Origin of the sequence: Enterobacter cloacae complex sp. XAL002, assembly GCF_049236805.1 — a bacterium.
Classification (GTDB): domain Bacteria; phylum Pseudomonadota; class Gammaproteobacteria; order Enterobacterales; family Enterobacteriaceae; genus Enterobacter; species Enterobacter intestinihominis.
In genome coordinates, this window is sequence record NZ_JBMKJN010000008.1 from 94,497 (window position 1) to 117,672 (window position 23,176).

At 55.9% G+C, this 23,176-nt stretch carries 23 protein-coding genes and 1 pseudogene; 10 read left to right on the forward strand and 14 right to left on the reverse strand.

Going from position 1 to position 23,176, the window contains the following annotated elements; genetic code table 11:
• Positions 1-67: 67 nt before the first annotated feature.
• Entirely contained in the window at positions 68-934 is an 867-nt protein-coding gene (locus ACOT0L_RS09850; protein ID WP_126503387.1) for an aldo/keto reductase family oxidoreductase, read from the forward strand.
• 46 nt (positions 935-980) lie between these two features.
• Here ACOT0L_RS09850 and ACOT0L_RS09855 read toward each other — a convergent pair whose 3' ends face one another.
• Positions 981-1,181 carry a hypothetical protein gene (locus ACOT0L_RS09855; RefSeq protein WP_023299982.1) on the reverse strand — a complete coding sequence of 67 codons (201 nt, stop codon included), beginning with the start codon at positions 1,179-1,181 and terminating at the stop codon, positions 981-983.
• 634 nt (positions 1,182-1,815) lie between these two features.
• Here ACOT0L_RS09855 and ACOT0L_RS09860 point away from each other — a divergent pair.
• Complete coding sequence (locus ACOT0L_RS09860; protein ID WP_126503385.1) at positions 1,816-4,245, forward strand: glucose/quinate/shikimate family membrane-bound PQQ-dependent dehydrogenase; 2,430 nt, start codon at positions 1,816-1,818, stop codon at positions 4,243-4,245.
• Positions 4,246-4,331: 86 nt separating this feature from the next.
• On the opposite strand, the gene pqqF is transcribed toward ACOT0L_RS09860, so the two are convergent.
• The 7 genes from pqqF to ACOT0L_RS09895 all read right to left on the reverse strand — a co-directional run bounded on the left by pqqF (position 4,332) and on the right by ACOT0L_RS09895 (position 10,984).
• Positions 4,332-6,608, reverse strand: coding sequence for a pyrroloquinoline quinone biosynthesis protein PqqF (gene pqqF / locus ACOT0L_RS09865; RefSeq protein WP_126503383.1), 2,277 nt, complete (start codon positions 6,606-6,608; stop codon positions 4,332-4,334).
• Between the two features lie 5 nt (positions 6,609-6,613).
• Positions 6,614-7,756, reverse strand: coding sequence for a pyrroloquinoline quinone biosynthesis protein PqqE (pqqE, locus tag ACOT0L_RS09870; protein WP_022647952.1), 1,143 nt, complete (start codon positions 7,754-7,756; stop codon positions 6,614-6,616).
• The gene (gene pqqD / locus ACOT0L_RS09875) at positions 7,743-8,021 is read right to left on the reverse strand and encodes a pyrroloquinoline quinone biosynthesis peptide chaperone PqqD (protein ID WP_126503381.1); all 279 of its coding nucleotides are present in this window, start codon (positions 8,019-8,021) and stop codon (positions 7,743-7,745) included. The genes pqqE and pqqD overlap by 14 nt, the downstream gene beginning before the upstream one ends.
• A gap of 2 nt (positions 8,022-8,023) precedes the next feature.
• Positions 8,024-8,779 (reverse strand): pyrroloquinoline-quinone synthase PqqC, encoded by a 756-nt coding sequence (gene pqqC / locus ACOT0L_RS09880; RefSeq protein ID WP_023306095.1) that lies wholly within the window; start codon positions 8,777-8,779, stop codon positions 8,024-8,026.
• Positions 8,780-8,781: 2 nt separating this feature from the next.
• Positions 8,782-9,699: a pyrroloquinoline quinone biosynthesis protein PqqB gene (gene pqqB, locus ACOT0L_RS09885; protein ID WP_023306096.1), complete on the reverse strand. Its 918-nt coding sequence runs from the start codon at positions 9,697-9,699 to the stop codon at positions 8,782-8,784.
• A 55-nt stretch (positions 9,700-9,754) separates the two neighbouring features.
• Positions 9,755-9,826: a pyrroloquinoline quinone precursor peptide PqqA gene (gene pqqA / locus ACOT0L_RS09890; protein WP_002905689.1), complete on the reverse strand. Its 72-nt coding sequence runs from the start codon at positions 9,824-9,826 to the stop codon at positions 9,755-9,757.
• A gap of 138 nt (positions 9,827-9,964) precedes the next feature.
• On the reverse strand, positions 9,965-10,984 hold the full coding sequence (locus tag ACOT0L_RS09895) for a dipeptidase (RefSeq protein WP_126503379.1): 1,020 nt from the start codon (positions 10,982-10,984) through the stop codon (positions 9,965-9,967).
• A gap of 255 nt (positions 10,985-11,239) precedes the next feature.
• Between ACOT0L_RS09895 and ACOT0L_RS09900 the strand changes: the two genes are divergently transcribed.
• On the forward strand, positions 11,240-11,686 hold the full coding sequence (locus ACOT0L_RS09900; RefSeq protein ID WP_126503377.1) for a hypothetical protein: 447 nt from the start codon (positions 11,240-11,242) through the stop codon (positions 11,684-11,686).
• Between the two features lie 67 nt (positions 11,687-11,753).
• On the opposite strand, the gene yajD is transcribed toward ACOT0L_RS09900, so the two are convergent.
• Positions 11,754-12,101, reverse strand: a complete 348-nt coding sequence (gene yajD, locus ACOT0L_RS09905) for an HNH nuclease YajD (protein WP_038415976.1) — start codon at positions 12,099-12,101, stop codon at positions 11,754-11,756.
• Positions 12,102-12,309: 208 nt separating this feature from the next.
• On the opposite strand from yajD, the gene ACOT0L_RS09910 reads away from it, so the two are divergent.
• Positions 12,310-13,344 carry an LLM class flavin-dependent oxidoreductase gene (locus tag ACOT0L_RS09910; RefSeq protein ID WP_126503375.1) on the forward strand — a complete coding sequence of 345 codons (1,035 nt, stop codon included), beginning with the start codon at positions 12,310-12,312 and terminating at the stop codon, positions 13,342-13,344.
• Positions 13,337-14,284 carry a zinc-dependent alcohol dehydrogenase family protein gene (locus ACOT0L_RS09915; RefSeq protein ID WP_058678025.1) on the forward strand — a complete coding sequence of 316 codons (948 nt, stop codon included), beginning with the start codon at positions 13,337-13,339 and terminating at the stop codon, positions 14,282-14,284. The genes ACOT0L_RS09910 and ACOT0L_RS09915 overlap by 8 nt, the downstream gene beginning before the upstream one ends.
• Here ACOT0L_RS09915 and ACOT0L_RS09920 read toward each other — a convergent pair.
• Positions 14,281-15,321, reverse strand: coding sequence for an AI-2E family transporter (locus ACOT0L_RS09920; protein WP_003857467.1), 1,041 nt, complete (start codon positions 15,319-15,321; stop codon positions 14,281-14,283). The two genes, ACOT0L_RS09915 and ACOT0L_RS09920, sit on opposite strands and share 4 nt — an antisense overlap.
• Positions 15,322-15,453: 132 nt before the next feature.
• Here ACOT0L_RS09920 and ACOT0L_RS09925 point away from each other — a divergent pair.
• The 3 genes and pseudogenes from ACOT0L_RS09925 to mdtI all read left to right on the forward strand — a co-directional run bounded on the left by ACOT0L_RS09925 (position 15,454) and on the right by mdtI (position 16,420).
• Positions 15,454-15,624, forward strand: a pseudogene (locus ACOT0L_RS09925) (hypothetical protein).
• A gap of 117 nt (positions 15,625-15,741) precedes the next feature.
• Positions 15,742-16,104, forward strand: a complete 363-nt coding sequence (gene mdtJ, locus ACOT0L_RS09930) for a multidrug/spermidine efflux SMR transporter subunit MdtJ (RefSeq protein WP_032624865.1) — start codon at positions 15,742-15,744, stop codon at positions 16,102-16,104.
• Positions 16,091-16,420 (forward strand): multidrug/spermidine efflux SMR transporter subunit MdtI, encoded by a 330-nt coding sequence (gene mdtI / locus ACOT0L_RS09935; protein WP_022647960.1) that lies wholly within the window; start codon positions 16,091-16,093, stop codon positions 16,418-16,420. Before mdtJ ends, mdtI begins: the two co-directional genes overlap by 14 nt.
• 5 nt (positions 16,421-16,425) lie before the next feature.
• Here mdtI and ACOT0L_RS09940 read toward each other — a convergent pair whose 3' ends face one another.
• From ACOT0L_RS09940 to ACOT0L_RS09955, 4 genes are all read right to left on the reverse strand, one after another.
• Positions 16,426-17,247 carry a trypsin-like serine peptidase gene (locus ACOT0L_RS09940; RefSeq protein WP_023299991.1) on the reverse strand — a complete coding sequence of 274 codons (822 nt, stop codon included), beginning with the start codon at positions 17,245-17,247 and terminating at the stop codon, positions 16,426-16,428.
• A 278-nt stretch (positions 17,248-17,525) separates the two neighbouring features.
• Positions 17,526-17,831: an acid resistance repetitive basic protein Asr gene (gene asr, locus ACOT0L_RS09945; protein WP_022647962.1), complete on the reverse strand. Its 306-nt coding sequence runs from the start codon at positions 17,829-17,831 to the stop codon at positions 17,526-17,528.
• A 148-nt stretch (positions 17,832-17,979) separates the two neighbouring features.
• On the reverse strand, positions 17,980-19,464 hold the full coding sequence (locus ACOT0L_RS09950) for a carboxypeptidase M32 (RefSeq protein ID WP_048966590.1): 1,485 nt from the start codon (positions 19,462-19,464) through the stop codon (positions 17,980-17,982).
• A gap of 74 nt (positions 19,465-19,538) precedes the next feature.
• A complete protein-coding gene (locus ACOT0L_RS09955; protein ID WP_126503373.1) occupies positions 19,539-20,792 on the reverse strand; it encodes an MFS transporter in 1,254 nt (417 codons plus the stop codon).
• A gap of 121 nt (positions 20,793-20,913) precedes the next feature.
• Between ACOT0L_RS09955 and ACOT0L_RS09960 the strand changes: the two genes are divergently transcribed.
• Together ACOT0L_RS09960 and mlc are read left to right on the forward strand one after the other, a co-directional pair.
• A complete protein-coding gene (locus tag ACOT0L_RS09960; protein WP_022647965.1) occupies positions 20,914-21,819 on the forward strand; it encodes a LysR family transcriptional regulator in 906 nt (301 codons plus the stop codon).
• A gap of 121 nt (positions 21,820-21,940) precedes the next feature.
• On the forward strand, positions 21,941-23,161 hold the full coding sequence (gene mlc, locus ACOT0L_RS09965) for a sugar metabolism global transcriptional regulator Mlc (RefSeq protein ID WP_022647966.1): 1,221 nt from the start codon (positions 21,941-21,943) through the stop codon (positions 23,159-23,161).
• Positions 23,162-23,176: the final 15 nt, after the last annotated feature.

Below are 23,176 nucleotides of genomic sequence, written 5' to 3' on the forward strand. Positions count from 1 at the left end.
TGCTTAACTAATGGTTTCGTTGCGGAACCTGTTGTAAACCCGGATCATTTTTATGAGGAAGGTCAGCATGAGCAGCATAGATAAATGCGGAACATTCACGCTCGGAACGCGTACGGTTAAACGGTTTGGCTATGGCGCGATGCAGCTTGCCGGACCTGGCGTTTTTGGTCCGCCAAAAGACAAAAATGCGGCGCTGGCGGTGTTGCGTGAAGCGGTAGAGTCGGGGGTAAATCACATTGATACCAGCGATTTTTACGGCCCCCATGTGACCAACCAGCTTATCTGCGAGGCGCTTCATCCGTACCGGGATGACCTTACGATTGTGACCAAGATCGGAGCCCGACGCGGCGAGGACGCCTCCTGGCTGCCGGCGTTTTCCGCCCAGGAGCTGACGCAGGCGGTGCATGACAACCTGCGCAACCTGAAGCGAGATGTGCTGGACGTGGTTAACCTGCGGATCATGTTTAGCGCCCCCGGACCAGCGGAAGGCTCGATTGCCGCGCCGCTAAGCACCCTCGCGGAGCTGCAACAACAGGGGCTGGTTCGCCATATTGGGCTGAGCAACGTCACCGCTTCGCAGGTGGCTGAAGCGCAGAAGATGGTTTCCGTGGTATGCGTACAGAACATGTACAACGTGGTGAATCGCGGTGACGATGCGCTGGTAGATTCGCTGGCGCAGCAGGGGATTGCCTGGGTGCCGTTCTTCCCACTGGGTGGTTTCACGCCACTGCAATCTTCCGGGCTACAGGCGGTGGCGGATTCACTGGATGCGACGCCTATGCAGGTGGCGCTGGCATGGCTGCTGCAACGCTCGCCAAATATCCTCTTGATCCCGGGTACTTCTTCGGTGGCGCATCTGCGTGAAAACCTGGCGGCAGCCGATCTGGTATTGCCGCCTGAGGCGCTGGAGACGTTAAATACGCTGGTGGAGTAATCCAGACAGCAGCAAAAGCCCGGGGGATTTTTCGGGCTTTTGGTGTTTATGACACAATCTGATTCCTTTGGCGGTGAAGTGCTAACGCTTCCGCCACGATTTCCTGCTTACTTTTCCGTGTTTCATACGCAGTAATGCGGATGTACTCCATCAGCGCTGGATCGATGCGCGCACTTAACATCCTGAGATCGGCCTCCTTTGCTACACCGCGAGCAACACGCTTGTCGGGATAATCACGGGCTGGCATAGAAAACGTCCTCCAAAAATTGTCTTGTTAATTTGTGCTGTAAAATATGCGCTAGTCTTGGTGTAAAGTCAACGTGTAGTGAAAGCACAGTGAATTACTGTTTGGCTTTACTGCGATTCAAGACTTCATTAAGTGATATGATAGTGTTTGTATTGTCACGCTGTGAGTCCGCTTTGATGCGGAAAGTCACATTTTCAGTGCTGATAATGACGGAATGTTCAACGCACCAGACGCTCTAAAATTATTGATAATTTCTTCCTGAAACTGAACTCAGGTTTATCCCTGTGCTTATTCATGGTTATTGCTTAATTAAATCTTCTGTTTGAAGGCTCAGCTGTAAAAATCTGACGCTATAAGACCGGCCTTGGGGGAATCCTGATATTAATCCTTTAAGCAACTTCCGGCTGGTCATATATTCCAGCATCGGTGACGTAGTTAGCGATATTCGCTATTTTAACCCTGTTAAACCCATGCAATTGCGCTGGTTTTCATTTCTTCCGACATAATAGGTTTTGTCTACGTTCTCTTTTTAATTTATGCTTCGCATACGAACAATTAGCGTTGTGCAGGGTTTTAACATCGTGGCAGTTAATAAAACCCTGCTTTATATAAAGTAATCAGGAGATTCATTTTTATGTCAGACAATAATCCCCGCCCATTGGGCTGGTTAGGCCCGTGGTGCCTGCTGGTGGGTGTGGTACTTCTTGTGACGGGGCTGTTTTTTGCCATCGGCGGTTTTAAACTGGCTTCCCTGGGGGGGAGTTGGTACTTTCTCATTGCCGGGGTTTTCACGCTGCTCTCTGCAATTCAGTTTTTCCGCCGCAAATCCTCTGCCGTAGGGCTGTTTGCTCTGGTGTTTCTTGGCACCCTGATTTGGGCATTTTTCGATGCCGGACTCGACTTCTGGCCCCTGGTTTCCCGATTAATGGTACCCGCCGGGCTGATGGTGCTGGCAGCAGCCACCTGGCCTGCATTGCGTAAGCGTGAAGGAAAACCGTCCTCCACGAAAGGGGCGATGGCGGTCTGCGCGGTCCTTATTATTGGCATGGGCGTCACCTTTGTTCAGATGTTTCAACCCCATCCGACCGTGCCGTTTAGCGGCGAAAAGCGCCCGCTGGTGCCGGTAAAAGAAGAGGCGAAACAGCAGAACTGGGATCACTACGGTAATACGGCTGGCGGTAGTCGCTTTGTGGCGCTGGACCAGATAACCCGTGACAACGTGAAAAACCTGAAACCGGTCTGGACCTACCATACCGGTGATATTCCGCAAAGTCCGGATGGCAATGGCGCAGAAGATCAGCAAACGCCGCTACAGGTAGGCGATCGTGTCTTCCTCTGTACGCCGCATAACAACGTGATCGCCGTGGATGCCGATAACGGGAAAGAGATCTGGAAAGCGGAAATCAACGCTAAGTCTGCCATCTGGATGCGCTGCCGTGGCCTGGCGTACTTTGATGCCACCAAACCGCTGGCACAGCCAACGGTAGCCGGCTCCACACCGGTTCTGCCAGCGCCGGTCGCACCGGGCGCGGCATGCCAGCGCCGTATCCTGATGAATACCATTGACGGTAAGCTGATCGCGTTAGACGCCGATAACGGCAAATTCTGCCCGGACTTCGGTACTGACGGCAGCGTTAACCTGCATGAAGGAATGGGCGACGCGTCAGATCCAACCTATGTGTTGACGTCGGCCCCGACGCTGGCGGGTACCACGGTCGTGGTTGGCGGCCGCGTTGCGGATAACGTCAGCACCGATATGCCGGGCGGCGTTATACGTGGTTATGACGTGATCACCGGCCAGCTGCGCTGGGCGTTCGATCCGCGTAATCCGGATCCGAACTACGTTCTGAAGCCGGGCGAACACTACAAACGCAGCTCTGCAAACTCCTGGGCCCCTATGTCCTGGGATGCGTCGATGAATACCGTGTTTATCCCGATGGGAAGTTCCTCTGTCGACCTGTGGGGCGCTGACCGTATTCCGGAAGATCACAAATACGCCACCTCAATCCTCGCGCTGGATGCGACTACCGGGAAAGAGAAGTGGGTATACCAGACCGTGCATAACGACCTCTGGGATTTCGATATCCCGATGCAGCCGAGCCTGGTTGATTTCCCAACGAAAGAGGGCAACAAGCCCGCGGTGGTGGTGGGCACTAAAGCGGGGCAAATTTACGTTCTCGATCGCCTGACGGGTAAACCGCTCACTGAAGTGAAAGAGGTTCTGGTAAAACCAGCGGATATTCCACGTGAACAGTACCCGGCAACGCAGCCTCGCTCTGTGGGGATGCCGCAGATTGGCGCTGAAACCCTGAAAGAATCGGATATGTGGGGGGCGACGCCGTTTGACCAGCTGGCCTGTCGTATCAGCTTCAAATCAATGCGTTATGACGGTCTGTACACGATGCCGGGAACCGATATTTCCCTGAGCTTCCCGGGCTCGCTGGGTGGAATGAACTGGGGCAGTTTGTCCACCGATCCGAACAACCAGTATATCTTCGTCAATGACATGCGTCTGGGCCTGTGGGTTCAGCTGATTAAGCAAGATCCGCAGAGCGCGGTGGCAAACACGGGCGGTGAAGCCGTGAACGCCGGGATGGGCGCCGTTCCGATGAAAGGAACGCCGTATTCGGTCAACAAAAACCGTTTCATGTCACCGCTGGGCATTCCGTGCCAGAAACCACCGTTTGGCTCTCTCTCCGCCATTGACCTGAAAACGCAGAAAATCGTCTGGCAGGTGCCGGTCGGTACCGTACAGGATACCGGTCCGTTTGGGGTAAAAATGCGTATGCCAATGCCTGTCGGTATGCCGACGCTGGGCGGTACGCTGGCCACGCAGGGCGGTCTGGTCTTCATTGCGGGAACCCAAGATTACTACCTGCGCGCCTTTGATTCCTCTACGGGGGAAGAAGTGTGGAAAGCGCGTCTTCCGGTGGGTAGCCAGGGCGGACCTATCAGCTATGTATCACCGAAAACCGGCAAACAGTACATTCTGATCTCTGCTGGCGGTGCACGCCAGTCGCCGGATCGTGGTGACTACGTGATTGCCTACGCGCTGGATAAATAACAGCGAAATAAGCAACCTGGCCCCGTCGTAGTACGGGGCTTTTTTTTGACTAAAAACCACGGATATGAAGAAAGCGGCGGGTCCGGTCAGCCCGTGAAAAGCACCCGCCAGCGACGGCGATGGCGAGTCATCTCGCGCCATAGTGCGATTATCTCGTCATGTTGCAGGGCATCAACAGCCTGCGGCGTTAACACCGGTAAACCATAGCGCTGGCGCAGGGCGGCTACTGCCGTGGCGCTGGCATTCATCGGTGACCGGATTTGCGTCGCCAGCTGCTGTCGCAATACGCTGAACGCCGTCACATCGCACAGCGTCAGCTCACGCAAAAATTGTTTGCAGCAACCCAACAGGTTCACGGGAGAGCGGTCAGGCGACTGTAACGCCAGCAGCAGGCCATCGCGATCGGCAATACGCTGATAACGACAGCTGACCACGTAGCCAATCTGCTGTTCCACGCGCAGGCGCTGGAAAAATTGCGGTTCGCAGCATAATGCCAGCAGCCGCAGCGCGGCGAGCGACGCGCCCGGCGGCAGGGGAATAAACACCAGCAGCGCCGAATCCGCGCTGGCGTGCGGAATGTGTTCGATCCCGCTGGGACAACCGCTTAATGGCGTCGGCTTAGCGTTAACCGGCGCCCGGAGCAGGCCAAGCTGCCGGGCTAACCCGTGCGCGTGTGCGACGCTGCCGCCAACTAGCGCCGCCAGCCAGCCGTCCCGTGGCGGATCCGATGCCAGACGTTCAGGCAACAGCTGAAGCAACTCACGGATGGCAATGCCTTCTGGCACTGGCGTAAGAGCCGGGGCGGGGTGGGAGAGGCGATCGATTATCGCCCCGATGATGTGTTCCGCCGTCACCACGGCGTCAGGAAGCCGCAGGGTGAGCTGCCAGCTACCGTCAACCGTTTGCCACTCGCCGCTGCCGTCAATATGGCGCAGTTCAGCAAGGAGAGGGCGTAACTGTTTGCCCATCGCCACCCCCTGCGCCCGTTCCACGCACGAATAAAAAGGCCTGCGCAGGATCAGCGTTGGCGGTTGTGTCTGCGCCGACAAATGCAGCAGCGGAGCGGCTTCTGACGTCGGGGCTGGCGTAACATACCTGGCAGTCTGCGGGTAGAAGGAGAACGCGATGGGGCTATCATCTGCAACCGGCTGGCGACGCCAATGGCTAAGCGGCAGAGCAAACCCCTGGCTGGCGATAATTTCAGCGGTTTCAATTTTTTTGCAGGCCAGATACGAGGTGGGCGCCGCCAGTAAATCGGCACAAAAGGCGGAAAAACTTACGGGCGCCGCACCGGGCGCAAAACCGAACGCCCGCTGGCGCAGCTGCTCCAGCGTCGGCAGGGCGCTGAAACGCTGCTGTGCCAGCCGATAATAATGCCGCTGCTGCTCATCCGTCGTTTGCTGTAGCGCCCGTAGCCAGTGGGTAATATGCGGGTCAACCTCCTCGGGTCGTTCGCTATCAACCGTTAGCGCCAGCCAGCCGTTATCGTTATCCTGATAAAGCCAGTTCAGGGCGACATCTTCTGCCAGCCCGCGCGCCCGCAGCCCGGCAATCAGGCTTCCGGGGGCGTCGTCCAGTAAAAACTCCCGAAATAAGGTGACGTTGTCACTTTTTCGAATTAACGGACAACGCCACAGTGCGGGTCGCTCTGTCACTGCCAGCTGAAAATCTGCTTCAGCGCTAAGACGCAACGGGGGAGCGGTTTCAGGCATACCACCAGAAGCAAAACCGGACGCAAACGTATGGGCAAGCTCGGCCAGCGCATCCAGCTTTTGCGGCCCTTGCAGCCACAATTGCAGGTGTCCGGCCACATAATAGCGCCGATGAAAGTCGCGCAACGCGGTTTGCAGCGATCCCGGGTCCTGCCCCAGAGAATCCTTGCAACCCACCTGAAAACGGCGAAAAACTGTGGGTTCTTCCATCGCGTGGCGTGCCGCCGCTTCGCGCCTGGCGGAATCATGCTGCTGGATGAGTCGGTTTTCCGCATCAATGACCGCCACTTCGCGCTGTATGTCATCGCATGAAAGCAGCGGCGCCTGCAACATATCCCGCAGTCGCGCGACGCCGTCGGACAGGTTATCGGCGGCCACATCGAAGAAAAATGCGCTGTGGCGAGCCAGCGTGGTGGCATTGACGCTACCGCCCTGACGCTGGACCCAGGCCATGAGTCGATCGTCGCCCTGATAGCGCTGGCTACCGCGGAACAGCAGGTGCTCAAGTAAATGCGCAAGACCGGCGAAGCGCGGTGGCTCGTGATGGCTTCCGGCACTCACGCGCGCCAGCGCCGCCGCGCGTGTCGCCTGCGGCTGATGCACTAGCGTTGCGCGTAAACCGCCTGCCAGCTCCACGATGCGGGTGGTCATTATCGCTACAGTTCCCGGGTTTTATAGATAAGCTGCGAACGGGTACGGTTACGGAACTGAAGCTGGCCGATTTTCATATCGCTACAGGCTGCTTCGCGTCGCGCGTCCAGAATTTTATGATGATGCGGCGATTTGCTGCACACCGGATCGGCGTTATCCGCATTCCCGGTGAGCATAAAGGCCTGACAGCGGCAGCCGCCGAAGTCCTTCTCCTTTTCATCGCAGGAGCGGCACGGCTCCGGCATCCAGTCAAACCCGCGATAGCGGTTGAAGCCGAAAGAGTCATACCAGATGGATTCCAGACTCTGATCAAGCACCGAGGGGAACTCCACCGGTAGCTGGCGCGCGCTGTGGCAGGGCAGCGCCGTGCCTTCCGGGGTCACGCTGAGGAAAATCGACCCCCAGCCGCCCATACAGCCTTTTGGTCGCTCTTCGTAATAATCAGGGGTGACGAACAGCAGGTTGGTCAGATTGCCGCTGGCGGCCATTTTTTGCCGATAGTCGGCAACCACGCGTTCCGCTCGGGCAATCTGTTCCCGCGTCGGCAGAAGCCCCTGACGATTAAGGAACGCCCAACCGTAGAACTGGCAGGTGGCAAGTTCGACGTCGTCGGCGTCCAGTTCGATGCACAGCTCGATGATTTTATCGATCTGGTCGATGTTGTGCCGGTGCAGGACGAAATTCAGCACCATCGGGTAATCGCGCGCTTTGACCGCTTTGGCCATCGCCAGCTTCTGCTGGAAGGCTTTTTTATTCCCCGCCAGCGCAGCGTTGAGCACTTCATCGCTGGCCTGGAAGCTAATCTGGATATGGTCCAGACCGGCCTCGCTGAACGCGTCGAGCTTGCTTTCCGTCAGGCCAATTCCCGAGGTGATCAGGTTGGTATAAAAACCGAGATCGCGGGCGGCGCGGATCAGCTCCGGCAGATCTTTACGCGTCAACGGTTCGCCGCCGGAAAAACCTATCTGCACGCTGCCCATCGCCCGCGCCTGGCGGAAAACCTCAATCCACTGTTCAGTGGTCAGCTCCTGATCCTGCCGGGCAAAGTCCAGCGGGTTAGAGCAGTAAGGACACTGTAGCGGACAGCGATAGGTCAGCTCCGCCAGCAGCCACAGCGGTGGATTGACGGCGGGTTTATTCTGGCTCACGGAAAATAATCCACTTCTGTTGATAAGCGATTTGCAGGAATTCTACGACGTCGTCATTCACGCCGCCGGCTTCCGGGAACCGTTCGTTGAGTATGGCAATGATGGCCGCCGCGTCGCGTTGGCCATCGACCAGTTCGAGGATTGCGGCCGCGGTCTCATTGAGTTTAGCCATGCCTTCCGGATAAAGGATGACATGGCTGTCCTGAGCGGCTTCCCATTGCAGGCGATAGCCGCGACGAAAGGCGACGATGGAGTTTTTTTGCATGCTTATACCAGTCGGGTTGTGTGCCAGGCCGCTTTGTCGGTGACCGTGTGATAAGGCGGACGCTGTAGGGCGTAGGCCATGGTCATCGCGTCGAGCATCGACCACAGGATATCGAGTTTGAACTGAAGGATCTCCAGCATCCGATTCTGCTTTTCTGCGCTATCGCAGTAACTCTTCGCCAGCTCCAGACCGTGTTCAACGTCGCGGCTGGCCTGGCTGAGGCGGCTGCGAAAATAAAAATAGCCTTCCTCTTTGATCCACGGATAGTGCTGCGGCCAGCTGTCGAGACGCGACTGATGAATTTGCGGGGCAAACAGTTCGGTGAGCGAACTGCATGCCGCCTCCTGCCAGTTGGCGCGGCGGGCGAAGTTAACGTAAGCGTCCACGGCAAAACGAACGCCGGGCAGCACGTGGCGTTCGCTGATTAAGTCGTCGCGGCTAAGCCCTACGGCTTCGCCCAGCTGTAGCCAGGCTTCGATCCCGCCGTCATGACCGTTGCTGCCGTCGTGATCGAGGATCCGCTGCACCCATTTGCGACGCGTGTGCGGATCCGGGCAGTTCGCCATAATGGCCGCATCTTTCAGCGGGATCGTCGTCTGGTAGTAAAACCGGTTCGCCACCCAGCCCTGGATCTGCTCGCGGCTGGCCTCGCCGTTATGCATCGCGATATGGTACGGATGGTGAATATGATAGTAGGCGCCTTTCGCCCGGAGGGCGTGTTCAAACTCTTGCGGCGAGAGCGTTTCGCGAATGTGCATAGTTAGTCCTGAAGCGTGATGGTCATCCCGTCCCAGCTCACTTCAATTCCCTGCTGCGTGAGGGCGTGACGCTGCGGCGACTGCTCGTTAAGGATCGGGTTAGTGTTATTAATGTGAATCAGAATCTTGCGCTTTGCCGGCAGTGAGGCCAGCAGCGCCATCATGCCGTGTTCATCGCCGAGCGCCAGATGGCCCATATCGCGGCCGGTATTGCGCCCGACGCCAGCGGCCTGCAGTTCATCGTCCTGCCAGACTGTGCCGTCAATCAGCAGACAGTCCGCTTTTTTAAGCCACGGCAGGATGTCGTCATCGGGTTCACCGAGACCCGGCGCGTAGAACAGCGTCTGACCGTTGCGGCGGTTTTCGATAAACAGCGCCACGTTATGCCCCGGCAGCGGGCGGTCGCGCCACGGCGAATAGGGCGGTGCGTTACTGGCGATGGGGACAGCGGTAAACTGCAAATCAGGGCAGGCTTCCACGCTAAAGGCGGTGAGCGGTGCGATCGGATGATGAATCAGGCCGCCGTTCCAGTGCCGGAGCATGGTAAAAATCGGGAATCCGCTGGAAAGGTCTTCATGCACCTCCGGCGTACACCATACCTGATGCGGACACCCCTCGCGCAGGCTGAGCAGCCCGGTGGTGTGGTCAATCTGGCTGTCGGTGAGAATAATGCCGCCAATATGCGTGCCGCGCAGAACCTCTTTCTTATTCAGTTCTGGCGTATGGGCAATCTGCTGGCTGATATCGGGCGAGGCGTTACACAGTATCCACTCTTCGCCGTTATCGCTGACGATGATCGACGACTGGGTGCGGGGGGTCGCCTGAAGGGTACCGTTGCGCAAACCCTGACAGTTGGCGCAATTACAGTTCCACTGAGGGAAACCGCCGCCGGCGGCGGAACCGAGGACTTTAATAAACATGAAGATAGGCCAGGTAGTAAAACAAAAATGCCCGCACGGATGGCGGGCTGAGCGATTAGCGGTTGGAAATGTACAGCGTCACTTCCAGGCCAAGACGTAAATCAATAAAAGCAGGTTTCTTCCACATCGTTTTTTCCTCTTTAAAAATGCAGCACCAACACCATTGTTTGTGCCAGTTTTGTGATGGTCATCAAATAATGCGTCACAGTGGGGCAAAGCTCAACCCGAAAGATGTAAGGAATTAACGTAATGTTTACAACGTAACCTATTGTTGCCAAACATTTTGCAATACCTTTTGCCAGTTGCCCCACAGCAGCTTATTCAGCACAAATTGATCATAGCCGCTGTCACGCAACGCGCTGATTAGCCGCGGTAAACCACTCACATCATGCAAATCATCAGGTAACGTGATGCCGTCAAAATCGGAGCCCAGCGCAACATGATCTTCGCCCATGATGTTAATAAGATAGTCGATATGGCGAACGATTGTGCTCAGCGGGGTATCGCTATCGCGTTTACCGTCGGCGCGCAGAAAGGCGTTGCCGAAATTGACCCCTGCCACGCCGCCGCTGTCGCGGATAGCCAGCAGTTGCCGATCGGTCAGATTACGCGGTTGCGGGCACAGCGTATGGGCGTTGGAATGGGTGGCGACCAGCGGTGAAGAGGAATGACGAGCAGTATCCCAGAACGCCTTTTCATTCATGTGAGAAACGTCAATCAGCATGTTCAGGGCGTTAGCGTGCTTGATGAGGGCGATACCCTCTGCGGTAAGCCCTGGGCCGCTGTCCGGGCTGCCGGGAAACGCCCCGTTAACGCCGGTGCCAAAACGGTTAGCAATGTTCCAGAAAAGCCCAATGCTGCGCACGCCAGCGGCATAGAAAGCCTGTAGATCGCCACCCTCGCCGTCAAAACCGCCCGCACCCTCAATATGCGCCAACATCGCCAGCTCCTTATCCTGACGGCAGCGTTCGATATCTGCCGCGCTCAGGCACAATCGCGCCCGTCCATCGGAGTGTGCGACAAGCTGCTTGAGGATCGTCAACTGCTGCCAGAGAATGTCGATCGGTTGCCACGGCTCGCTGGCGTAGTGCGGCGCCATGCGGGCGATATACTCCTGCGGCGGCACGAACAGCGCGAACAGCCCGCCGGAAAATCCGCCTTGCTGCATGCGCGGATAATCGAGGTGTCCGTTCTCAATGCCGGAGAAGAAGGCCGTTACCGGATCCTGGCGATGGTGAAGCCATAAATTAAGCAACAGGTCATTGTGACCATCAAAAATCGCCATAGCGCATCCCACTGTTTTTTATTGCTGAAAAAGTTGCCTGGCACGATAACTGATTTGTCCTGTCCGGCAAGGAGAAACTTACAACTTAGCAGCAATTGTTAATATCACTTAACCGTGAGGAGATCCGCACATCATATTGCGTGGCGATATAAGAGCATTTCCCGTTCCATCTGCGATTGCATCGCGTACGTTCCCTGAGCTACCGGGCTACGCTATACTTCGCCACTTTGAGTTATGCGTGGCAGGTAACGAAATATGCGGGAGAGCATTCATTTTCTTTTCGTGGTGCTGTCTTTCACGGCACTGATTATGCTGATGCGCTTTTTCATCAGGCGTATTCGGCATCCAAAGCGCATCGTTGCCGACAGCCGGGGAATGAAAAAAATCTCTACCCATCCTTCCTGGTTTGGCGGATCGTCAGGTAAAACCTACTTTTATGATGAGCAGTATTTATACGAGGTCATAAATAGCGTCACCCGTAAAATTGAGCTGGCGGCTATCGTAAAAATTAAGCCGGGCTCGACAGTGGTAAATAACAGGCGGATCTGGTCTGTGAGCTATCTTGAGGGAGCCCGTGAAAAACAGGTGCAATTTTATAATAATCTGACGGTGTTTAATCAAAACTTTGCTGCGTTTTTAGAGGCTGTAAAACGCGTGAATCCTGAAGCCGATATTAAGGCCGTCTCCTTGTTCAATCTGTGACTGGAATACATTACCTTTATCTTTCTGACTGCCCATACGGCAGGTATGGGCAGGAAAGCCGCCGATATTACGTCTTCTTGTTCATCATCGCCTTGAGATCGGCAAAGGGGTTAAACGTGGCGACCCCCACGTCTTTTTGCGCATCCTCACCTGCGACAACGGTGGTACCATACTGATCCGCTTCGGTGTACTTTGAGTGTTCGTGGTCATGGCAAAACAGGCACAACAACTCCCAGTTACTGCCATCTTCCGGATTATTGGTGTGATCGTGGTCGATATGGTGGACCGTGAGTTCACGAAGATTCGAATACACAAACTCCCGCGAGCAGCGTCCACAGACCCACGGGTAAATTTTTAGCGCTTTTTCACGGTAGCCGCTTTCCAGCCGTGCGTAGTTTTTGGGGATCAGAGCCATTGCTGATGTTACCTGTTAAAAAAGAGAATAGTTCACACTATATCCCATTTTGAGATGCCAGGAGAATGCCTCCTCTGCGGGAAGGCAGCGTGCGATTTGCGTATTTCTGTCAGTTTATTTGAAGCATTCCGTTAAATAATCACCATTTATTCTCATCGGTTAATGCGTAGAGTAGGGATAACGCAATGCTTTATCAGGATATTCCACTATGAAAAAGATCGGATTTTTGTCGTTTGGTCACTGGACGCCGTCTTCCCAGTCCGGCACGCAAACCGCAGCTGACACGCTGCTACAGTCCATCGATCTGGCTGTCGCCGCTGAAGAGCTGGGCGCGGACGGGGCTTATTTCCGCGTGCACCACTTTGCCCGCCAGCTCAGTTCGCCATTCCCCTTGCTGGCTGCGATAGGCGCGAAAACCAAACGCATCGAAATCGGGACGGGCGTGATCGACATGCGGTACGAGAATCCGCTGTATATGGCGGAAGATGCTGGCGCGGCAGATCTCATCTCCGGCGGGCGATTACAGCTTGGTATCAGCCGGGGCTCCCCGGAGCAGGTGATTGATGGCTGGCGTTATTTTGGTTACGTGCCGCAGGACGGGGAAAACGAATCTGATATGGCGCGCCGTCACACTGAGGTACTGCTTGATGTATTACGCGGTGAAGGGTTTGCGAAGCCTAACCCACAGCCGATGTTCCCAAACCCGCCGGGATTGTTGCGTCTGGAGCCGCATTCAGAGGGCTTACGCGATCGTATCTGGTGGGGGGCTGGCTCCAATGCAACGGCAGTATGGGCGGCAAAACTGGGGATGAACCTGCAAAGCTCAACGCTGAAAGATGATGAAACCGGCGAGCCGTTCCATATTCAGCAGGCAAAACAGATCCGTGCCTACCGACAGGCCTGGGCCGAGGCAGGGCATACCCGTCAGCCACGCGTTTCGGTCAGCCGCAGTATTTTTGCCCTGATGGACGATCGCGACCGGATGTATTTCGGTTCAAGCCGCAATGAGAGCGACAGCGTTGGCTATCTGGATGAGAAAACGCGGGCCATTTTCGGACGCAGCTATGCCGCAGAGCCAGACAAGCTGAATGAACAGTTGAAAAAGGATGAAGCGATCGCGGAAGCGGATACGCTGTTGCTTACCGTGCCGAATCAGCTGGGCGTGGAATACAACGCACATGTGATCGAGTCCATCCTGAAACATGTCGCACCGGAAATGGGATGGCGCGATCGCAATGCGTAATCTGGCCCTCTGGTATCGCCGGTTTGGTGAGCCTGAATCGGTACTGCAAGCGGAAACCACACCATTGTCACCGCGACAGCCGGGAGAGATACGTGTGCGCATGCTTTTTTCTCCGGTGAACGCCTCCGATCTCATCCCCATCACCGGGGCATATCGCCATCGCACGCCGCTGCCCGCAATAGCCGGTTATGAAGGGGTCGGAATAGTGACCGAAACGCCCGCCGCTTACCCGGCGCTGCTGGGCAAGCGGGTCCTGCCGTTACGGGGGCAGGGAACCTGGCAGCGCTATGTCGACTGCCCGGTGGCGTATGCGGTTCCCGTCCCGGACGACATCGACTCGCTTCTTGCCGCGCGGGCGTATATCAACCCGCTTGCCGCTCAGATGATGCTGGACCGCTATCCTCCGGTCGGGAAAACGGTGCTGCTCACCGCTGCCGGTTCTGACTGCGCTGTTCTGCTCGGGCAATGGGCACGCCAGGCGGGTGCAGAGGCGGTTTACGGGATCCATCGCTCGCCCGTGCACGCTCAACGTCTGGCTGAAATGGGGATCGTCCCGATTGCGCAAGATGATACGGCCGCCGTCAACGCTGCCGCCGCGCAAGCGGAGGTGGTGTACGACGCCACGGGCGGCAGCCTGGCGGAGGCGATCCTGAGCGTGATGCCCGAAACCGGTACCTTTGTCTGTTACGGGCTACTCTCCGGGCAGACCTTCCGGCAGCAGCGGCCGTTGCCGCGCGTGGCGTGGTTTCACATTCGTAACTATCTGGACGCGCTGAGCGCTGAGGCGTGGCAGGCGGAGTTTCGGCGCATCTGGCCTAAACTGCGCGCCAGCCAGTGCAGCGATGTTACCCTCTACCCGCTGTCGGAATGGCAGCGGGCAGTGGGCAACTACCGCGAAGCGGGAAGAACGGGCAAGCCTATGCTGTCGATGGACAATTAATCGGCCTTATGACTCATGTCGCTCAGCAGTACAGCGATACTTTGTCCACCGGCGGTCTGCTCCAGGCCAATTTTGACAATAATTGTCAGCGGAACGGAGAGCAGCATGCCGACAGGCCCGAGCAGCCAGCCCCAGAAAATCAGGGACAGGAACACAACAAGAGTTGAAAGTCCCAGCCCGCGTCCCATTATCCGTGGTTCGAGAATGTTCCCGAAGACAAGGTTAATCACCAGATAGCCTGCCAGCAGAATCAGGGCATCATACAAACCGCTGAAAACCAGCACCTGAAGGATAGGGGGGATCGCCGCCAGCACGGAGCCAATGTTAGGAATATAGTTGAGCGCAAAGGCCAGCAGCCCCCAGACGAAGGCAAAACGCACATCCAGCGCGGCGAGCATCCCCCAGACCACTAATCCCGTCACGAGGCTGATGGCCGTTTTCAGCACCAGATAGCGTGAAACGCTGTCGAGCGCGCGCTGAATGGCACCCATTCCCTCAACCGGACGCACCATGATGTGCTGGAGTTTTGCAGGCAGCTGTGGAACTTCCAGCAGCATAAACACAACCGTCAGGAACAGCAGGAAAATCGAGGTCATGGCGTTGGAGAGCTGTGCCAGCAGGCTGGTGACAATCGTCATGGCGGCATTCGGATCGATGTATTTAAGCAGTTCCTCAACCGAGACTTCGATACCCGCGCGTTGCAGCCAGGGTTCAATTTGCAGCAGCGGGGTCGCCAGGGAAGAGCGGTATGTCGGCAGCGTCCGCGCCAGCTCGTTCAGGGAGGTTCCCAGATAGGCGACTAACAGCACCATCGCAACGATAATAATACTGATAAGCAGGCTTATCGCCAGCACACGCGGGATGCGTAGCCGCACCATTCGCTGCACCAGTGGATTGAGGATCACCGCGATAAAAAGCGCCAGGATAAAGGGCACGATGATATCGGCCGCAAAACGAACGCCGGTCAGAATGATCACCAGCATGCCCAGCATGATGACGATCTTAAGCCCGTTGAGGGTGATAATGGGTTTGGCCATGGACGTTCCTGAACAGTTTTTTATTTATAATAGAGGGGAAAGTGGATTAAAAAAACTAACCAAAATCAAACAGACTGGGTAAAGAAATGAAAAGGCTTTGAGTAAATTCCTGGCTTATGATACAAATCAGGCGTGTTCAACTACTGAGGACAATTTTCATCCGCAAAGACGAGAAGCAACACCGCGGATAATTGTAATTTTATGGACAATTTGTTCAGGACGTATTTTTCAAACAACTCTGCTCTGTTTTCTACCTCCCTCTGCACGCTTTCCGGTGAACAACACTGGCGTTCCGCGCTATAGTCACGTCTTCTGCCTGAGCTGGCGCTATGCGCTTAGCTAACTGATTTAATTCCCACTTTTTTGGTTTGCTGTTCGCAGCGAGCCTCGATGGATTATATTCTCAAGCAGGAGAAAAACATGTTTTACTGGATTTTATTAGCTCTGGCTATCGTTGCTGAAATTACCGGCACCTTGTCGATGAAATGGGCGAGCGTGAGTGACGGCAGCACCGGATTTATTTTGATGCTGGTCATGATTACGCTTTCCTATATATTCCTCTCTTTCGCGGTTAAAAAAATCGCGCTGGGCGTGGCATACGCTTTGTGGGAAGGTGTTGGTATTTTATTGATTACGCTGTTCAGCGTCATGATATTTGATGAAACCCTGACGACAATGAAAATTGCCGGGCTGACGACCCTGGTGGCAGGTATCGTGCTGATTAAATCGGGTACGCGCAAACCAGCCAAACAGCAGAAGGAGCAGACCCATGCAGCAGTTTGAATGGATCCACGCGGCCTGGCTGGCTTTCGCCATCGTTCTGGAAATTATTGCGAACGTCTTTTTGAAGTTCTCCGACGGCTTTCGTCGCAAAGCCTACGGCTTGTTATCGATTGCCGCGGTTCTGGGGGCGTTTAGCGCCCTGTCGCAGGCGGTGAAAGGCATCGATCTGTCCGTGGCCTACGCGCTGTGGGGCGGCTTCGGTATTGCCGCCACCCTGGCGGCAGGCTGGATTATGTTCGGGCAGCGTTTAAACCATAAAGGCTGGATAGGGCTGGTATTACTGCTCGCTGGCATGATCATGATTAAACTGGCCTGAGTGACCTACTGCTGCGCCAGGGCTTCCAGCCGGTCGCGAAAACCGGTCACCGCCAACGCTCGGTTATCGGCGCGCCAGCGGTCTTTCGCTGCCGGAGCAGAACTCTGAACGCCAATCAGTTGCCAGCCGTTAACGGTTTTTAACATCAGGGGCGATCCGCTATCACCCGGTAGCGTATCGCACTGATGCGAAAGCACGCTGTTTTGCGCCCAGCCCGTCACCACGCAGTCCGTATGGGTGTACAGCGAATCGAGGTGATCAACAGGGTAGCCTGACTGCGTCACTTTTCGATCGGCGGCTTTCAGGGCGGCGGTGAGCGCGTCTTTGTCACCATCAAAGAGCGGTAGCGGAGCGATCCCGGACGGCGGATAACGTAAAACGATCAGCCCGAAATCCCAGGATGCCGCCCCGGGCGGCACAATCCAGCCATCGCCATCCGGTTTCAGGCGTTTCCCGAGCGACGGATCCACCCGCCCCTCAATACCGTGAATTTCGTAGCGCCAAATCCCTTTCTGCGAAACAAAGCGCAGGGCGATCGCTTTATCCGGTTTGCCTTCGGGCGGCATTAACAGGCAATGACCCGCCGTCAGCGCAAGGCGTGGCGTTATGAGAGTTGCGGTACATAGATTGCCGCTGGCGGTTTCCAGTTGCCCGATGGCATCCCAGGGCGCTTCGGTAGGATCGGTGACACGCGTACGATCGTCATGACCAAAAAACAGCGTCTTTACCTCTTTGGCGCTGATGGCGTCATCGTCGCCCTCATCCGCATGTGAAAAGCCTGCAAAAAGGCTAAACGTTCCCAGTAACAACACAACAGATTTACGCATATCACACTCTGGTGGGGGGAATTATGATTATTAAAAGTGAACCCTATGAAAATACTATAGACGCGACGGCGAGAAAGTGGGAGTAAAATCAGCGTGCTACATTCAGGAAAGATAAAAGTGGCTGGCGATGAGCGCGCATAAAATTAGCAGGATAAGAATGAACTCAAACCGACAGCGCCGCAGCATACGCCCTCCGGATAAAAAACCGGCGCTGACCGCAATCCCGTTCAGCGCCGGTTTACCAACGTGCCCCGAAGGGCACGGTTAAGCTTGTACTCTTACGCTGCTGGCTGTGCAGCAGGTTTAGCCGCTTCGTGTTTTGCCGCTTTTTTGTGATGCTTTTTAGCCGCCTGGGCTTTCTGCTCTACCGCAGGTTTTGCCGCTTTTTTGTGGTGCTTTTTCGCGGCCTGCGCTTTCTGTGCTGCCGCTGGTTTAGCCGCTTTGTGATGTTTTTTATGGTGAACCGTTTTGGCCGGAGCAGCGGTGGATGCCGCAGGCGCTGCGGTGGCGGTAGTTTCAGCCGCGAATGCAGCGGAAGAAAGACCCATAGCAGCGGCAACAACCAGAGCTAATACTTTTTTCATTTTCATACCCTCGAATTTGGTTTTTCATTTAACCCCACTGCGGGGCCGTTGAAATAACTATATCCCTGTAAATTCGGGGTTTCCGTGAGTGATTGGTATCGGCGTGTAACCGTATGTACAACGCCGGGGTGGCCCCCGGCGCGTTCGTTTACAGGTAGCGGGACGTCAGGTGTTCGCGGAAGTAGCGGATATTCAGATCTTCACCTGTGGCCTGGGTGATGAGCTGCGACGTGCTGAAACGGCTGCCGTGCTGCCAGATATTCTGACGCAGCCAGTCAAACAGCGCCGAGAAATCGCCCCCGGCAATGGATGCCTGCAACCCGGGCAGCGCAGTTTTGGCGGCATGGAACAGCTGTGCTGCATACATAGCCCCCAGCGTGTAAGACGGGAAGTAGCCAAAACCGCCGTCGGTCCAGTGGATGTCCTGCATACAGCCGTTGCGGTAGTTATCTTTGGTGGATAATCCAAGCCAGGCCTGCATTTTCTCATCCCATAACGCGGGGATATCATCCACTTCGATTTCGCCATTGATCAGCGCGCGCTCAATCTCATAGCGCAATACCACATGCGCCGGATAGCTCACTTCATCTGCGTCAACGCGGATGTAGCCCGGTTTCACGCGCTGATTCCAGGCAATAAAATTCTCTTCACTGAATGCCGCCTGGCTGCCGAAACGGGCATGGACCGCCGGAAGCAAATGCTTCAGGAAAGCCTCACTGCGGCCCAGCTGCATTTCAAAGAACAAGCTCTGGGATTCATGGATTGCCGTAGAGCGCGCCAGCGCAACGGGCTGGCCGGCCCACGCTCGCGGAAGGTTTTGCTCGTAGCGGGCATGTCCGGTTTCGTGGATCACACCGAAAAGCGCGCTGAGCAGTTCATCTTCATCGTAACGCGTGGTGATACGCACATCTTCCGGAACGCCGCCGCAGAACGGGTGGGCGCTAACGTCCAGACGACCGCCGTTAAAATCGAAGCCAAGCATTTTCATCGCTTCCAGGCCCAGCTCGCGCTGGGTGGCGGTGGGGAAGGGACCCTGTGGCGGAACGAACGATCGTTGAGCCTGTTTTTCCACAACCTTTGCCAGCAGCTCCGGCAGCCAGGACTTCAGATCGCCGAACAGCACATCCAGGCGAGCGCTGGTCATGTCGGGTTCAAAGATATCCAGCAGTGCGTCGTAAGGCGTGCAGCCTTTAGCCTCGGCGCGCAGGCGGGCCTCTTCACGACTGAGTTTCACCACCTCTTTCAGGTTGGCTGAAAAGCCCTGCCAGTCGTTGGCCGGACGCTGAGTACGCCAGGCGTGTTCACACCTGCTGCCCGCCAGCGATTTGGCCTCCACCAGCGATTCCGGAAGTAAAGTGGCCTGCTGGTAGTGGCGCGTCATTTCACGCAGGTTGGCCTGCTCAACGTCGTTCAGATCTTCTTCTGCCGCCGCCGCCAGCCATTCACCCACTTTTTTATCGGTCAGGATCTGATGTTGCAGGACGCTCATCTCCGCCAGCGCTTCACCGCGCGCGGCGCTGCCGCCGGGCGGCATCATGGTAAACATGTCCCAGCTGGCGATGGAGGAGAGGTGAGAGAAGCGGGAGAGACGCTGGAAGGTGCGGGTGAGTTGTTGATAGTTATTGTTTTTCATGAAGTCCTCGTGTCTGAATCAGCCGATGACAAAAATTAGCATCGGCTCGATTTAAACACGAAGAGGGCTGAATGTTAATGCAGTCGTTTATGCAGGCTCGCGCCCACCAGCAGTGCCGCGCACAGCATCAGCGCGATAAATCCGCCCACGCCGTTCCAGCCGTAGTTATGCCAGAACACCCCGCCGAGAGTCCCGGCAATGCTGGAACCGAGATAGTAACTGAACAGATACAGAGACGAAGCCTGACCTTTGGCGCGGCGCGCGCGTGGGCCAATCCAGCTGCTGGCAACAGAATGCGCGGCAAAGAATCCCGCAGAGAAGAGCAGCATTCCGGCAAAAATCAGCCACAGGGAAGAGACAAGCGTCATCAGCAGTCCGAACAACATCACAGCGGTGGACACCAGCATCACCGGACCACGGCCGAAGCGCGCGGTCATGGCGCCCGCTTTTGGCGAACTCCACGTCCCGGTGAGATACGCCACAGAGAGCAAACCCACCAATGCCTGGCTGAGATGCCACGGTGAAAGCATCAGCCGGTAGCCAATATAGTTAAACAGCGTGACAAATGACCCCATCAGCAGGAATCCCATCAGAAACAGTCGCGGCAAACCTTTGTCGCGCCAGTGCAGGCGAAAGTTAATAAACAACGTTTTCGGACGCAGGGAGGTCGGGCGGAAATGGCGCGATTCCGGCAGGATTTTCCAGAACATCAGCGCCGAAGCGAGGGCGAAGCAGCCGATTACGGCCAGCGCAATGCGCCAGTTAAAGAAATCGGTAAACACACCGCTGAGCAGGCGTCCGCTCATCCCGCCGATAGAGTTCCCGCTAATGTACAGCCCCATGGAGAAGGCCACGAAACTCGGGTGGATCTCCTCGCTGAGATAGGTCATCCCGACCGCCGCCACGCCGCTGAGGGATAACCCAATCAGCGCGCGCATGACCAGAATGCCGTGCCAGCTGGTCATCATGGTGGACAGCAAGGTACACACGGAGGCCAGCATTAACGCCGTTACCATGACCTGCTTACGCCCGATGGCATCTGAAAGTGGCCCGGTGAACAGCAGACCGCTCGCCAGCATCCCGGTTGAAATGGAGAGCGAAATACTGCTGCTGGCTGGCGACACGCCAAATTCATGCGACAGGACCGGCAGGATCGGCTGAACGCAGTAGAGCAGGGCGAAAGTGGCGAGACCCGCTGAGAAGAGCGCCAGCGTGACGCGCATAAACTGGGGGGTACCACGTTTTATAAACTGAACCGGCTGCGGTACTGCGGGTAAATCATCAATGTCGCTGGCCGGCGCGATATCAACGGTCGTTGTACGGCTCACACATAATCCTTGCTTAAACTTCCCCGTGGTTTCTGGTGACGGGTATGACCACAAGATTAGGGTAGGAAAATGTAAATAATCTGTCTAATATATTAATAATCTCAAATGATACTTTAAAAATATGAATATCGAGCTGCGCCATCTGCGCTATTTTGTCGCCGTCGCTGAAGAGCTCCATTTTGGTCGTGCTGCGGCAAGGCTGAATATCTCCCAGCCACCGCTGAGCCAACAGATCCAGATCCTTGAGCAGCAGGTTGGGGCGCGTCTGCTGGCGCGAACCAACCGCAGCGTGAGCCTGACGGCGGCGGGAAAACAGTTTCTCGCCGATAGCCGACAGATCCTGAGTATGGTGGTGGACGCCGCCGCCAGAGCGGAACGGCTTCATCTCGGGGAGACGGGAGAGCTGCGCATCGGGTTTACCTCGTCGGCCCCCTTCATCAGCGCTGTTTCACAAACGCTATCCTCGTTTCGCAGTAACTTTCCGGATGTGCATATTCAGACGCGCGAAATCAATACCCGGGAGCAAATATCGCCGCTTAATGAAGGATCGCTCGACCTGGGGCTAATGCGTAACACGCAGTTGCCTGATACCCTGGCGTGGCAGGTGATCCTCCGCGAACCGCTGATGGCGATGATCCCCCGGGATCACCCGCTCGCCGCGCAGCATAGCGTCACGCTGGCTGAACTGGCGAAAGAACCCTTTGTCTTTTTTGACCCACAGGTGGGTACCGGATTGTATGACGATATTCTTGGTCTGATGCGGCGATATGGCCTTGTCCCGACTATCGCGCAGGAAGTGGGGGAAGCCATGACGATCATTGGTCTCGTTGCCGCAGGGCTTGGCGTGTCGATTCTTCCGGCCTCGTTTAAACGGGTACAACTGCCGGAAATGCGCTGGGTGAATATTGCCGAGCAGGATGCGGTCTCGGAGATGTGGCTGGTGTGGTCTAAACATCATGAACAGAGCCATGCGGCACAGCGTTTCAAAGAACAATTAATTACCGCTTCTCACGGGCGTTATTTATAGGGAAAAGCGGGCGAAAATGTGCAGTAAATCACATGGCTAAGTAAAAATTTGACGTCAGCCATTGAAGTGCTTCACCATAGCCCTCAGTTTATTTCGAAGCTCGAAAATAAGGGAGTACGAGGTGGTTGCTGATAGTCAGCCAGGGCATATCGATCAGATCAAGCAGACCAACGCGGGCGCCGTTTATCGCCTGATTGATCAGCTTGGTCCGGTTTCGCGTATCGATCTTTCGCGCCTGGCACAACTGGCACCCGCCAGTATTACCAAGATTGTCCGCGAAATGCTGGAAGCCCATCTGGTTCAGGAGACAGAAATTCAGGAGCCGGGCAGCCGTGGCCGTCCGGCGGTAGGGCTGGTGGTGGAAACGGAAGCCTGGCACTACCTGTCGCTGCGAATTAGCCGCGGGGAAATCTTCCTCGCGCTGCGCGACCTCAGCAGCAAGCTGGTGGTGGAAGACCGGCTGGAACTCCCGCTCGATGCAGAGCAACCACTCCTCGATGCCATTCTGACCCATATCGACCAGTTCTTTATTCGTCACCAGCAGCGCCTTGAACGTTTAACGGCGATTGCGATCACCCTGCCGGGAATTATTGATACCGAAAATGGCATTGTGCACCGCATGCCGTTTTATGAAAACGTCAAAGAGATGCCGCTGGGCGACGTGCTGGAAAACCACACCGGTGTGCCGGTCTACATTCAGCATGATATCAGCGCCTGGACGATGGCGGAGGCGTTGTTTGGCGCTTCCCGGGGCGCGCGCGACGTGATTCAGGTGGTGATTGATCACAACGTTGGCGCAGGTGTGATCACCGACGGGCGTCTGTTGCATGCTGGCAGCAGTAGCCTGGTGGAGATTGGCCATACGCAGGTCGATCCGTACGGAAAACGCTGCTACTGCGGTAATCATGGTTGTCTGGAGACGATTGCCAGCGTCGAAAGCGTGCTGGAGCTGGCGCAGGTGCGGCTCAGCCAGTCAATGAGCTCCACGCTGCACGGTCAACCGTTGAGCGTCGAGGCATTGTGCACAGCGGCAAGACAGGGCGATCTGCTGGCGAAGGACATCATTACCGGCGTGGGCAATAATGTCGGGCGCATTCTGGCCATTATGGTGAACCTGTTTAACCCGCAAAAAATACTGATCGGCTCCCCGCTCAGCCAGGCGGCGGATATCCTCTTTCCGGCGATTTCCGCCTGCATCAACCAGCAGGCGCTTCCCGCGTACAGTAAAAACATCGTGGTGGAAAGTACGCAATTTTCCAACCAGGGTACGATGGCTGGCGCCGCGCTGGTAAAAGATGCGATGTACAACGGCTCGTTACTGATTCGTTTGCTTCAGGGCTAACTCTTTTCCATAGAT

Bases quoted from the DNA above. Each gene is read 5' to 3' on its own strand.
- ACOT0L_RS09850 (WP_126503387.1), top strand. From the start codon at position 68: ATGAGCAGCATAGATAAATGCGGAACATTCACGCTCGGAACGCGTACG.
- ACOT0L_RS09855 (WP_023299982.1), bottom strand. From the start codon at position 1,181: ATGCCAGCCCGTGATTATCCCGACAAGCGTGTTGCTCGCGGTGTAGCA.
- ACOT0L_RS09860 (WP_126503385.1), top strand. From the start codon at position 1,816: ATGTCAGACAATAATCCCCGCCCATTGGGCTGGTTAGGCCCGTGGTGC.
- pqqF (WP_126503383.1), bottom strand. From the start codon at position 6,608: ATGACCACCCGCATCGTGGAGCTGGCAGGCGGTTTACGCGCAACGCTA.
- pqqD (WP_126503381.1), bottom strand. From the start codon at position 8,021: ATGCAAAAAAACTCCATCGTCGCCTTTCGTCGCGGCTATCGCCTGCAA.
- pqqC (WP_023306095.1), bottom strand. From the start codon at position 8,779: ATGCACATTCGCGAAACGCTCTCGCCGCAAGAGTTTGAACACGCCCTC.
- pqqB (WP_023306096.1), bottom strand. From the start codon at position 9,699: ATGTTTATTAAAGTCCTCGGTTCCGCCGCCGGCGGCGGTTTCCCTCAG.
- ACOT0L_RS09895 (WP_126503379.1), bottom strand. From the start codon at position 10,984: ATGGCGATTTTTGATGGTCACAATGACCTGTTGCTTAATTTATGGCTT.
- ACOT0L_RS09900 (WP_126503377.1), top strand. From the start codon at position 11,240: ATGCGGGAGAGCATTCATTTTCTTTTCGTGGTGCTGTCTTTCACGGCA.
- yajD (WP_038415976.1), bottom strand. From the start codon at position 12,101: ATGGCTCTGATCCCCAAAAACTACGCACGGCTGGAAAGCGGCTACCGT.
- ACOT0L_RS09910 (WP_126503375.1), top strand. From the start codon at position 12,310: ATGAAAAAGATCGGATTTTTGTCGTTTGGTCACTGGACGCCGTCTTCC.
- ACOT0L_RS09915 (WP_058678025.1), top strand. From the start codon at position 13,337: ATGCGTAATCTGGCCCTCTGGTATCGCCGGTTTGGTGAGCCTGAATCG.
- ACOT0L_RS09920 (WP_003857467.1), bottom strand. From the start codon at position 15,321: ATGGCCAAACCCATTATCACCCTCAACGGGCTTAAGATCGTCATCATG.
- mdtJ (WP_032624865.1), top strand. From the start codon at position 15,742: ATGTTTTACTGGATTTTATTAGCTCTGGCTATCGTTGCTGAAATTACC.
- mdtI (WP_022647960.1), top strand. From the start codon at position 16,091: ATGCAGCAGTTTGAATGGATCCACGCGGCCTGGCTGGCTTTCGCCATC.
- ACOT0L_RS09940 (WP_023299991.1), bottom strand. From the start codon at position 17,247: ATGCGTAAATCTGTTGTGTTGTTACTGGGAACGTTTAGCCTTTTTGCA.
- asr (WP_022647962.1), bottom strand. From the start codon at position 17,831: ATGAAAAAAGTATTAGCTCTGGTTGTTGCCGCTGCTATGGGTCTTTCT.
- ACOT0L_RS09950 (WP_048966590.1), bottom strand. From the start codon at position 19,464: ATGAAAAACAATAACTATCAACAACTCACCCGCACCTTCCAGCGTCTC.
- ACOT0L_RS09960 (WP_022647965.1), top strand. From the start codon at position 20,914: ATGAATATCGAGCTGCGCCATCTGCGCTATTTTGTCGCCGTCGCTGAA.